The sequence below is a fragment of the Citrobacter sp. R-1.5.2 genome, from assembly GCF_035064245.1.
Classification (GTDB): Bacteria; Pseudomonadota; Gammaproteobacteria; order Enterobacterales; family Enterobacteriaceae; genus Citrobacter.
This window is the reverse complement of record NZ_JASEYC010000005.1, coordinates 112,191-124,723: the sequence shown is the minus strand read 5'-3', so window position 1 is coordinate 124,723 and position 12,533 is coordinate 112,191. Positions and strand designations below refer to the sequence as shown.

General features: G+C 50.3%; 9 protein-coding genes. 7 read left to right on the top strand and 2 right to left on the bottom strand.

The window, feature by feature from the left end:
- Window positions 1-48: 48 nt before the first annotated feature.
- Together QMN38_RS11500 and hutC are read right to left on the bottom strand one after the other, a co-directional pair.
- Window positions 49-648 (bottom strand): HutD/Ves family protein, encoded by a 600-nt coding sequence (locus tag QMN38_RS11500; protein WP_271449240.1) that lies wholly within the window; start codon window positions 646-648, stop codon window positions 49-51.
- A complete protein-coding gene (gene hutC / locus QMN38_RS11495) occupies window positions 645-1,376 on the bottom strand; it encodes a histidine utilization repressor (protein WP_416348263.1) in 732 nt (243 codons plus the stop codon). Before hutC ends, QMN38_RS11500 begins: the two co-directional genes overlap by 4 nt.
- Before the next feature lie 330 nt (window positions 1,377-1,706).
- On the opposite strand from hutC, the gene QMN38_RS11490 reads away from it, so the two are divergent.
- The 7 genes from QMN38_RS11490 (at window position 1,707) to QMN38_RS11460 (ending at window position 12,300) form a co-directional block, all read left to right on the top strand.
- A complete protein-coding gene (locus QMN38_RS11490; RefSeq protein WP_271441493.1) occupies window positions 1,707-2,237 on the top strand; it encodes a Csu type fimbrial protein in 531 nt (176 codons plus the stop codon).
- Window positions 2,238-2,251: 14 nt separating this feature from the next.
- Window positions 2,252-2,974 (top strand): fimbrial biogenesis chaperone, encoded by a 723-nt coding sequence (locus QMN38_RS11485; protein WP_323605095.1) that lies wholly within the window; start codon window positions 2,252-2,254, stop codon window positions 2,972-2,974.
- A 55-nt stretch (window positions 2,975-3,029) separates the two neighbouring features.
- Window positions 3,030-5,315 (top strand): fimbria/pilus outer membrane usher protein, encoded by a 2,286-nt coding sequence (locus tag QMN38_RS11480; protein ID WP_323605094.1) that lies wholly within the window; start codon window positions 3,030-3,032, stop codon window positions 5,313-5,315.
- 13 nt (window positions 5,316-5,328) lie between these two features.
- Entirely contained in the window at window positions 5,329-6,297 is a 969-nt protein-coding gene (locus tag QMN38_RS11475; protein WP_323605093.1) for a Csu type fimbrial protein, read from the top strand.
- A gap of 322 nt (window positions 6,298-6,619) precedes the next feature.
- Window positions 6,620-7,894, top strand: a complete 1,275-nt coding sequence (locus QMN38_RS11470) for a Glu/Leu/Phe/Val family dehydrogenase (RefSeq protein WP_005122303.1) — start codon at window positions 6,620-6,622, stop codon at window positions 7,892-7,894.
- A 396-nt stretch (window positions 7,895-8,290) separates the two neighbouring features.
- Window positions 8,291-10,150 (top strand): STY4199 family HEPN domain-containing protein, encoded by a 1,860-nt coding sequence (locus tag QMN38_RS11465; RefSeq protein ID WP_323605092.1) that lies wholly within the window; start codon window positions 8,291-8,293, stop codon window positions 10,148-10,150.
- Window positions 10,151-10,188: 38 nt separating this feature from the next.
- Window positions 10,189-12,300: a hypothetical protein gene (locus tag QMN38_RS11460; RefSeq protein WP_323605091.1), complete on the top strand. Its 2,112-nt coding sequence runs from the start codon at window positions 10,189-10,191 to the stop codon at window positions 12,298-12,300.
- Window positions 12,301-12,533 lie beyond the last annotated feature (233 nt).

Here is a 12,533-nt window from a genome sequence, read left to right as displayed (position 1 = left end):
CAAAATACACAATTAATTAACACTTTCAGGGGTGAAACAGGATGAAGATCACTCTTCGATACTGCGCAACTCGATGAATGCCCAGTAACCGGAACCATGAATGCCAAGGTCCAGAACGTCAGAGTGTTGAGGTTGAGGTGGAAGTACTGCGCAATCATAACAATGCAGTTGTAATGGCGGCATGGCGGTTGAAGAGAGGATCAAATTCGACGCGGCACAGAAAATGAGTGTCGTAACGCCGGGGCTGAGTTGGTATTGCGCTTGCGTGTCGACCGTCTGCCAATTCAACGTAGCATCAAAGCGTTCTGGCTGATAAATAAGATTAAAATCCAGAATCGGTCCATCCACCAGTTCGCTGTCCACGCGGCTATTACCGGAGAATGCCCCGGTATCGAAAGCATAAAGCGTCACGCCGGAGGCCGAATCAATGTGCAATGTCATCCCATTACCGCGCAGTACCGACAGCAGCCGCTGGTATCCCTGATAGCGTGAAAACTCACCGGCCTGTGCCACCTCCGCCATTGAAAGTCGCCACTGAAAATTGTCATCTTCTGGCGGAAAACGCTGAATTTCCCGGGTCATTCCGGCCCCGTTTTTCCACGGCATCAGCCTGTAATCGTCGTAACGCAGCACGTGCCATCCATTCATGACGTGAAATGTCCTTTTAAACGATGGCGAGTTCCCGGATACAGCAGTCGGGCATAGCTGACATTAACTTGTTGTGACCAGGTCCGGCGGCAAATAAGCAGGCAAGGCTCATGAGGCGCAAGCTGAAGCCACTTGCTTTGCAGCGCAGTGGCCGAAACAGCTTCAACAACATGCTCCCCTTCAGTAAGCGGTGCCAGCCTGTTCAGGTAAATATTCGGTGTTAACTGGGTGAAATCCTGCTGAAGGTACTCCGGCGCTACGTCCGGATTAACAAAACGATCTTCAATCTGAATAGGGATATCATTTTCATAGTGAATGATCGAAGAGTGAAAGATTTCACTTCCGGGCTGCATATTCAGTGCCATAGCCTGCTCTCTCGTGGCACTCACTGTCTGCAACAGCATCACAGAGCTACGATGCTGATGATTTCTCGCCTGTATCTCATCGGCAATATTCTGGATCTCGAACAGCGCTGACTGCCTTTTCGGTTCAGCCACAAATGTTCCGACCCCCTGCAATCTGACCAGTAACCCTTCTGCTGTCAGTTCCCGCAGGGCGCGATTAATCGTCATTCGGCTAAAGCCGAGCAATTGAACCAGTTCAGATTCCGAAGGAACACGATCATTGGGCCGCCACTCACCGCTGTTGATTCTATCCGCGACCATCGCCTTGACTTTGGCATACAGTGGGAGCGGAACGGAGTGCTCAACTGCAAGTTTATGCGACATCAACGTCATTACCTGAATTTCCTTTATCTGGCAAAAAGAGAGCGACTTACCCTCAATCTTAGAGAGAGTTATGCACACTGTATAGCCCACGTCGTTTTTAATTCCGTCCTGAACCCGCTGTGCATACTTTTGAGTAGCACAAAAAAGAAACGGCATACTCACCCGTTGGTATTATTTTTTTGTCGACGGCATCACCTTTTCTCTAAGTAAAATTCATGAGATCAACTGGCGTACGTCTAATACTTATTCTAGGGTTAAATCATGTCTTCTTGTGTCACATTATTGTTTTTTTAAAGCAAAAAATGTGGTTATTTGAAAAAGGTGAAGGATATGGCTCTAGTCTTCGACAAACGCTTAATTCTTTTTTGCTGCGCCTTTTCCATTATTCCGGCGGCAAATGCAGCGTCCACCAACGGGACATTTCAGGTACTGATGACGATCCAAAAAGCGTGTACTGTCACTGCGGGGTCGGCTTCAAATATTACTCTCGGTCCCGTGAATACCACAGCGACAAATACCAGCGCAAGCAACACAATTTCAATTAATTGCTCAAAAACCACCCCCTACTTTATTGGTCTGGCACCTTCAACGGCCAACGGCGGGACACCCACGGGGTCCGGCGCCATGTCCTCTGTCGCAAATGCAGCAAACAATACCGATAAAGTGCCTTATCAATTGAACCAAACATCAGCAACAGGACCGGTCTGGGGGAATACGGCCACCACCACCACGGTAGGAAATGGTGTTGCATCTCAGGGAACAGGGCTTCAGCAGAGTTTTACCGTTTATGCCACCGCGCCAAGCGCGAACTTCACACCTGACGACTATGCCGACACCGTAACGGTAAACGTTAACTACTAAATTCAGGAACACCGATGACAGTAAAACTGCCTGTACAGCAGTATGCCTGCGCATGCCTGTTAGGAGCGGCTGTGAGCGTAAATCCGGCGACAGCCAGCGGATTGCAGGTTGCCCCAGTCACATTAACGCTGCAAGCATCGCAAAATGCCGATGGGATCTGGCTAAGCAATGCCGGAGAAAACGTGCTGAATGCCCAGGTTCGGGTCTTTCGCTGGAGCCAAAGCGCTTACGGCGACAAGCTGTCTCCCTCTCAGGGGCTGGTTATCAGTCCGCCAATGCTGGCGCTAGCCCCTGGTGAACGCCAGTTGATTCGTGTTATTCGCACCGGCCCGCCCTCGGCACATACTGAAGATGCCTATCGGTTATCCATTGACGAATTACCGCCAGCAAAATTACAAAAAAATAAACTTCAGTTTGTACTGCATTATTCCATACCTGTTTTTATTCAACCAACGGCACAGGCTGAAACCCAGGCAAAATTGCAATGGACATTACAGCAACTTGACGGCAAAAAATTTCTTGAAGTCAGTAATCAGGGAAATGGTCATGCGCAATTATCAGCGGCAACCTTTATAAACCATAATGGCGCGAAAAAGGTCATTACGCCGGGACTATTAGGCTACGTTCTTCCGGGCTCAACAATGCGGTGGATATTATCCCCGTCCGCCAGTGATACCCATTATGGCGGTAAAGTTGAAGTAACAATTAATGGTCAAAAAACAGTACAAGATCTCTAAGAGATCCTGGCTTCTGGTAAAATGTTGCTTACTCAATGGAGCATTATTATCTGGAATGGTTTCAGCTTACGCGGACAATAATAACCAGACAAACAGTGGAATTATTGGTGACGCAACACCTCTTGCGGGCATCGATTTATATCTCGACGTGACCCTGAATGGAAACCCTGTCGGATTGGTTCATTTTGGCTATCAGAATGAAAAACTCTATGCTGGCGCAAATACCCTACGACAATTGGGTTTTCGCTTACCGCAAAATACAGCTGCAACCGTCGGTCTGAACGATATTGCCCAACTGAGCATTGACTACAACGTCGAACAACAAACTCTGGCGCTCACTGTGCCGCTCAGTTCCCTTGATCTTGTCACCACGCAGGTGAACCCGACCGGCGAAGCGACACCAATAGCATCAAACTCACGTGGGGCATTACTCAATTACGATGTCTATGCTCAGCAGGGAGATGAAAGCAGCGCCAACACATTTAGCGAGTTGCGCGCGTTTAATGGCTTAGGGGTGTTCAGCACAACCCAACTGACGCAATATTCCACCGCGCCCAACGCAGATAATGCCTTCTACCGTATGGACACCCGTTGGCGCACGTCATTTCCGGATAATATGTTGGCAATAAACGTTGGCGATACCCTGACAAGCTCGCTCACCTGGTCCCGACCGACCCGTATTGGCGGCATCCAGATAGGAACCGATTTTGGTTTACAGCCGTATATGCCAACCACCCCGCTGCCCTCCTATCTTGGTTCTGCCACGCTTCCTTCAAACGTTGAGTTGTACGTCAATGGGGTTAAGTACTACAACGGGGAGGTTCCGGCCGGAAGTTTTCAAATCAACACTATGCCTAATATCAGTGGCGCAGGGACCGGTCAGGTGATGATGACCGACGCGCTGGGCAGAACGACAGTACAAAACTTCTCGTTTTACAACGATCAGCAACTCCTGCGAGAGGGGCTAACAGCCTGGTCAGCGGAATTCGGTGCAGTAAGAGAGAATTACGGTTACGCCTCATTTGATTATGCCAGCGCCCCTGTGTTTAGCGGGACCTGGCGTCGGGGATTCAGTAACACCTTTACTGCAGGTACGCACGCGGAAACCAGCGATGGGCTGATCAACGCAGGTTTCAGCAATGACTGGGTTCCCGGTCCGCGCAGCGGCACAGTGTCCACCGCATTGGCAGCCAGTACGGACGCAGGGAAAAGCGGATTTTTGTACAGTGTCGGTTACCGTTGGTCAGGTGAACAGTTTAATTTCAGCACCAGCACAACGGCGACGTCGGGTGACTACCGTGATGTCGCGACCCATTATGGTGAGCCGCCGCCCTCGCTGAGCAGCAATACGGTGATAGGTTATGCAATGCCGTCTGCCGGCAATGTCAGCCTGAGCTACCTGCAGTTTCGCTATCCGCACGATAGCGCGGTGCGCTACGCCAACGCCAGTTGGTTCAAATCCGTCACCGATAACGTCTCACTCAATGCCGGCTTTAACCAGAATATTGACGACACCCGCGATCGCAGCGTTTACCTGATGGTGACGGTCACCACCAGCGGTAATCTGAGCGCCAGCAGCACCGTACAACGTACCAATAATGAAACCGGCTACCAGATCAATGCCAGCCAAACGCCACCGGGTGACGGCGGCTGGGGATGGAACGTTGCAGCCAGCCAGCAAGCTTCCCGGCAAAGCGGCCAGGGGGAAGTTGGATATTTGGGCCGTTTCGGAAAAGCCTACACCGGATTTAGTCGCCTGCCCGACAACCACTACGGTTATGCTGGCGCGACCGGCTCCCTTGTTGCGATGGGGGGAGGTTTGTTCGCGGCTCGGGAAATCAACAATGGTTTTGCCGTCGTATCTACAGACGGCATTCCGGACGTGCCCGTCAAGCTGCAAAATAACCTTGTCGGTCGCACCGACGATCAGGGTCTGCTGCTGGTCACATCACTCAACAGCTATCAAAACAATCAAATCAGTATTGACCCTATGGATCTACCCGCCAATATGCGGATCGCCCGTGTTGAAGCCAATGCAACACCGGCGGATCGTTCCGGAACCCTGGTCAGTTTTGGTATCACTCCCGTACGCGCCGCGCAGGTTACTCTCGTTAACGAACAGGGTAAGGCCATTTCTGAAGGCAGCATGGCATATATCACTAACGGCACCGGCCAGTCATCCGTGGTCGGATTCGATGGTATGGCCTGGTTCGACACCCTGGAACAGCACAACAGATTACGCGTTGACACAGATACCGGTAGTTGTGGCGCACAATTCGATTATCCCGCCAATGCAAAGGGGATCGTACAGATAGGCCCGCTGGAATGTCGGTCACAATAGCAGGAGTTCATTCATGAGATTAAGACAGTTACTGTTTATCGCTACACTCCTACTCTGTCCAGGGATAAGCCATGCGGTAACCTGCTCCGTAAGTAACGTCCAACCCATTAGTTTTGGTGCAGTGGACCCGTTGTCATCATCAGGCACAACGACCTCAATGACCTTTACCTGGACTTGTGCAAAAGAAGTGACCGACGTACTGGCGGGGATTAACCTCTGTTTTAATATTGGCGCATCGGCCGTCAGCGGTCAGGTGGCAACACGGAATATGTCGTTAAGCGGAACACCTGCCAGAACGTTAAGCTATCAGCTATATCAGGACGCCGGGCACAGTAAGATCTGGGGGAGTCAGTATCAGAGCGGCACCACGTTTCCCATGGTACAACTTAACTTGCTCAATTTGATCCCAGTGACCGGTTCGCTGACCGTATCCGCTCAGCTCGTCACTCCGCAAACCTCTGCGGTCCCCGGAAGTTATCAGGACAGCTATACGGCAGCCACGGCGCTTATCACCCTCAACCCTGGATTAGTTATTCCGCCTTCCACGTGTGGTGATACCGTTGCCGCCAGACTCCCCTTCACCGTATCAGCCACTGTCAGCAAACAGTGCAATATCACCTCGGCCACTAACATTAGTTTTACCCCGGTGAAGGCAACTCAGCGCAATGCGACAGCATCAAATACCATCGGGGTGGCATGCACCAATAACACCCCTTATACCATTGGACTACAACCCTCCAACGGCAATACTGCAGGCAGCGGTGTGATGAGCGGAACGGGGGCTAACAGCGATAAAGTCCCTTATCAACTCAGCTCAACGCCAGGACCTTCCGGTACCGTGTGGGGCAACACCTCGCTCAATACCGTTACAGGCACTGGCACCGGTTCTGCTACGCCGTATTCAGTGTATGCCACCGTTCCCAGTGCAAACTATACGCCCGACAACTATGCGGACACCGTCACCATCTCAGTGACTTACTGACGCGCCGCTAAAATGCAATCAAGAAAACACAAATATTTATCATATTGTTTACTTTTAGAGGTGCATCATAAATCTGACAAATAGTCATTCTCATGTGCCATGCATATTAAATGCCCGAATCGCTATTTGATCGCAAACATTCGCAAAATCAATAGATAATTATTCACTTAACGCTTAATTCACGTGTTTTTTATATGGCTAATGGGAGGCTGGTGGGCAGGCCGTTTCTTGAAAAAAATGTTAAATTTAAGTTTATATGGTGAGATCCACTGTATACCACGGCCAAATTAAGAACATATTACTTTTATAACTAAGGTTTATCATGGATAAGTTATCTTACGCTTCAGATAGCAGCACATCTGCCTGGAATACCTACCTGCAACAAATCGAGCGTGTGGCCCCTTACCTGGGCGAACTTTCCCATTGGGTGGATACTCTGCGCCACCCGAAACGCGCGCTAATTGTCGATATTCCGGTGCAGATGGATGACGGCACTATTCGCCATTTTGAAGGATATCGTGTACAGCACAACCTCTCCCGCGGCCCGGGAAAAGGCGGTGTGCGTTATCATCCTGATGTTGATCTTAATGAAGTGATGGCGCTTTCCGCCTGGATGACCATCAAATGTGCCGCACTGAACCTGCCGTACGGCGGTGCCAAAGGTGGCGTTCGCGTCGACCCATTCTCGCTGTCCGAAGGTGAACTGGAGCGTTTAACCCGCCGCTATACCAGCGAAATCGGCATTATCATTGGGCCACAAAAAGATATTCCTGCGCCGGATGTCGGCACCAACGGTAAAGTGATGGCGTGGATGATGGATACCTACTCCATGAACCACGGCACCACCGTAACCAGCGTGGTCACCGGTAAACCTATCCACCTTGGCGGTTCGTTGGGTCGTGATAAAGCAACGGGTCGTGGCGTGTTCGTCAGCGGTCTGGAAGTGGCTCGTCGTGCCAACATCGACGTTGAAGGCGCGCGCGTTGCGGTACAAGGCTTTGGTAATGTCGGTAGTGAAGCGGCTCGCCTGTTCGCCAGTGCTGGTGCACGCGTCGTTGCCATTCAGGATCACACTGCCACCCTGTTTAACACCACCGGGATCGACATGACCGCGTTGACCGCCTGGCAGTTGGAGCACAAACAGATTGCCGGTTTCCCGGGGGCGGAAACGATCGCCAGCGAAGCCTTCTGGAGCGTGGAGATGGATATCCTGATCCCTGCCGCACTGGAAGGACAGATTACCCGTCAACGTGCAGAAATACTGACCTGCAAACTGGTGCTTGAGGGCGCTAACGGCCCAACTTACCCGGATGCCGATGATATGCTGGCAAGCCGCGGTATCATCGTGGTACCTGACGTCGTATGTAACGCAGGCGGCGTCACCGTCAGCTACTTCGAATGGGTTCAGGACATGGCCAGCTTCTTCTGGAGCGAAGAAGAGATCAACAATCGCATGGATAAAATCATGACCGATGCGATGGTTCATGTGTGGGAGAAAGCGGCGGAGAAATCCTGCTCATTGCGCACTGCCGCCTATATTGTGGCCTGCGAGCGTATCCTGCTGGCACGTAAAGACCGTGGTATTTATCCGGGATAATACGAAGGCCGATACGCCAACGTTTTTGACCGACGATAAACGCCAGTCGTGAGTTACGCCAATAATGCGGCATTATTTGTGGCATTATTGGCGTGTAGTCGCCTGATTCACCCGCCCCGCTTTCTGCGTTTTACTTACCCAATATCTGCGTATTTTGTTAGCCAATAAACATTAAATTCCGTCGCAGCAACCATAATTTGCGTTAAGAACGCATAGCGATGCATTATTGGCCGCAATGTCTACTACCAATATTACGCCCCGCATATATATTGACGAACTGATTAAAAATCCCGAATAATCGTCGAATTATGGCATTCTGGCTGCAGGGAAAGTTGCCTGACACAGTGCGATTAGATCGGGCCGGGAAAACTCAGCGAATAACCACGTGAGAATATAATGGTCGATCATTCATCTGCTTCTGAGCACAACGATTTTACTCGTTGCCTGTCTCTTTTCGACAGCGCATTTCCACAAATCTTATCCCTGCTGGGTATGCCAGTCCCCACGCAGCTCTCGCCTGATACGTTTTATTATTCACTTGATAAAGCCCGAGAGAAATTGGGCAACTGGAACAGTGTAGCGGCTCGATTTAACTATAACGAGCAGGAAATGGCGAGCTTTCTTGCGGCACTTAGAACCTTGAAAAAATGGCTCGTCAGAAATACAGATGGCCAGCCCGCGGACAGAAATCTGACCATTGCCGCGTTGCGTCTTTTGTGGCAGCTCGAATATTTGCGAGAAAAACAACCTCAATTAACTTATTCAACGACGCTGCATAACGAAGGCGAAGAAAAGCAGTTACGTAGTTTGCAGCAGGTACGGGCATTAGAGTTGACCATTCGTAGTTTAATTAATGAAGCGTACAATAACCAACAAGCCCTACTTGAGCACCTAAACAAATTATTTGGTCAGGAACGTGTGAAAAAATGGCTGAACGTTGCCGATCGTGATGACGTATTGAGTGGGACCCTTTTCAGTGAACTCGCCTCACTGTTTATTGATAAAAACGAATATCCCATCCACTATTCTCCGCTTTATCAATATACCCCGTTGCTCAGCTTTGTTAACGATAAACGTACAACACTGAACACCTTTCTTGACGATATTCGCGTAATTCGCAACCGTCTGGCGCATCACAAGCGGGTAACCTCCGTCCAAACAACATTGGTGAATTACTATTACCGAGAAATTACTGAGCCGGTACAGGAGGCCTTCGATGAAGGCCGCGTAAAAGTTAACCCTGATCGCTTTTTTGATGACAGCAATGCTGAGGTTGCTCGCTATTTCGAACGGACCAGCCAAAAGATTGAAGATCTCGGCGGCGACGTTCAGGAAATAAAAGATAATCTGGTGGCTCAGGCTCAAGATCTTGAAGTAATCAAAACGCGTACGGACATCATTCGCAAGTATGTAGTCTGGGTGCTGGGCGGTATCGCTGTCCTTATTGTTGGCTCGGTACTGACTTTTGGAACTTCAACCAAGACGCTGGTGAATACGGAGTCCATCCGTAGCGATCTCGGGGAAGTGGGTAAAACGGTTGCCGGTGCGAAAAAAGAAACCAGTAACGATCCGCGTAAAGAACTGGCGAATATCGGCATTGCCTGGGATGAAAAAAATCTTCGCGCCGCTATCGACCGCGGTGACACCCAGGTTGTCAATTTGTTTCTTGCCGGAGGCATGCGCTGGAAACTGTATTATGCCGAAGCCGCATTACAGGAAGATCGCCAGGAAACGTTGAATGCCCTATTACAATCAGCATCGTTGATGGATGAAAAAAACGGTTGTCTCAGAATGGCCGGTAAATTACGTCAGCAAGCGAACCGTAATGGCACGCTGACCCCCATACAGATTCGTTATTTAAAAACATTCTGTTCTTCTGCCAGGGATGTTCAGGGTATTAAAGCGGAACTGGACAGCGCGCTTAATTTTGAGAAAGCCCAGAAGAAAGCTTACGATGAAGAAATGGCCAAAAATGAACCTGCGGGTCGCTGTGAACGCCGTTTGATGGCCGATAATGCGCGTGACTTACTGGCTGACGCGGCGCAGTTTTCACTGCAAAGACCTACCACCTATTCACTCCACGATGTGTTATTGAAAGAACTGAATACGCGTCTGATGTTCGGCACGCTCAACGGGGCTGAGTTAAAAAGCCTGGTTAAGAACTACTGCGTAAAACAAGAAAACCATGAACCCAATATTGCGATTGACGATAACTGGAGTCGCTCACAACGGGTCATTTATAACGTAGTCAAATAATGAGCGATACACCAACACATTCATCGACAGAGAATTATATGTTCGCATTCAACAATGCATGGCCGCAGTTTACTTTCGAGTTCAATCCGTCGCAGCGTGATGCACCGGCTGGCAGCCTGCTGATCGGATTGGGCGACGGCAATGATACGGAAAGCCAAAAGGGTGTCGCGCTCAATAACAAAGGATACCGTGCAGGTCACTACCATTCGGTGAGTGAACTGGTGGCAAATGCCGACGATCGTCAATGGACTATATGGCGCAGCAAACTCTCAAGTGTCCAGGGAATACAGCGAATCGTTATTGAAGATTTCTCTCTGGATACCTGTTTCACGCTGTTGCTGTTTTTGAACCATCTCAATGCCGCTGGTTCGCTGTCGCTATCAACACATCCGTGGCTGGAATACGTCACCGCATGGGAAAGCGGTATTTACCTGGACGGTGATGATACGACGCGTTCTGCCGCGTGCTTGTTATCCGCACTCGCGCATAGCAGCCTGTGCGAACAACCCATGGATGATACTGCCGTTGTTCGCCACAACATGTTGGCCTGCCTGCGCCTGTTGAGCGATATGATAATAGCCAACCCAGACCCCACCGCAGGCATTATGCCCATGCACACGCAATGTTATGCAAGTGCGGTCGCAAGTCTGGCGTATGAGCAACAGATTTACCAACACGTTCTCAAGCGTTCGGTGACCTGCCAGCTCCTGCTGGACCTCGGCACAGGCCGGCGGCAAACGGTGGTTGATGCACTGTTTATCACCGAAACGCTCCCTTCCGGGATGCTGAAAATTCTCGCGCGCTGCGATAAAGAACGCAGTTGGACGCACAATGGATTTGGGTTGCTGGCCATTTATCGCCCGCGAGAAGTGGGCACAGGCAATGATATCGTTATTTCGCTCAACCCCATTCAGGGGACGCGCCTTGATGCCCTGTGGTCCGCTCTGGAACAACGTGAAGATGCGGCCTGGCAAGGGTTACGCCCGCACGATACGCCGCGTTTTCTCGAAAGCTATCGCCTGGCCGGAAGCGATAAATTAATCCCTGGAGCACCGAACCAACCCTGGTACGACGATCAAGGCAGAATGACGCTCATTGCGGCACCGAAGCAGCTTGCGCCCGGAGAGCCCGGCTCGAAACTGACCTGGCAACAAGACGTTTTGCCCGCAATCTGGGAGAATTATTTTACCCGTTACCTTGATAACGCCATTGTGCCAATAGTTTTACCCGAACTGGATTGCCGCACAAAGGGTAAATGCATTCGTGTCTATCAGCATCGCATCCCGGAGGGCGGTGATATTACGATAGTGCCGCTGATGCGTATGATCGATACCCCCACCTTCCATGCCTGGCTGGCAGCACAGAGCGATAGCACGCGCGTCGTCCGGAGTCCTGCGGATCTGCCTCCCGCCAGTGAGTACAGCAGCCAGTGGTACAGCAATATTCTGGTCGTCGCTCACCGTCATGGCGTCACGTTCTTCTGTCGCGAAGAAGAGGATAAACATCTGGCGATACTGATTAAAGCGGCCATTTCAGTCGCGGATGTCAGCCATGAGTATGAAGATTTTCTGGCGAACTCTGGCCAACAGATTGAACAGTGGCTCAAGGATCTGCTCGAATCGCAGCAAATGCACAACCGAAAGGGAAAAATTCGTCGTCTATCTGACTGGTCCGAAATGATGCTGGAAACCAAGGCCCGGGCGCTAAAAGCCATGAATAAAGGTGCTTTAGTCGGCAACGATGCCCTACATAACCAGCTGAGTGACGATCTCTCGCGGCAGTGGGGATTGTCTGAGCAACGCCAGGAGCTCATGGCGCAGATAGAGCAATTGGATCAGCTCATGCGCCAGGCGATTAGTCAGCGTCAGGAAAAACGTCAACGTATTTACGGCGCCCTGTTTTCCGCTTTAGCACTCGGCGCGGCGGCTAACCATATTTGGGAACCGATTAAAGAGATAAAAACAACAAACCTTTATGAATGGCAACTCATGCTATTCAAAGAGCAGCCAGCCCCGGCAATGGACAAATTACAGGCGATTGCTGCAGATGCCGCACGATATGAAGTCTATACCCTGGCTATTCTGCTCATTTTTGGTTTTATTGGTTTTATCTTGTTCTGGTTTTTCGATTTTAATGGCAAAGAAGAGTAAGGAATAACGTTTTATTCACGATGCCGTTAGCATAAACCTTGCCGCATCTCTCACTTCCGCTGTTTTATGCACCAATACGTTTCAATACGGAACATCACCAGATGCTAATGTTCCGTATTGAAACACCATTCACATCAATTTTCTTTTGACTACCCGTGTGCAAAATTACCTTATCGGCAGCGAGAGGTCGCCGTGGCGCTGTACAAACCGATACCCTACATCAGATGTCTGCC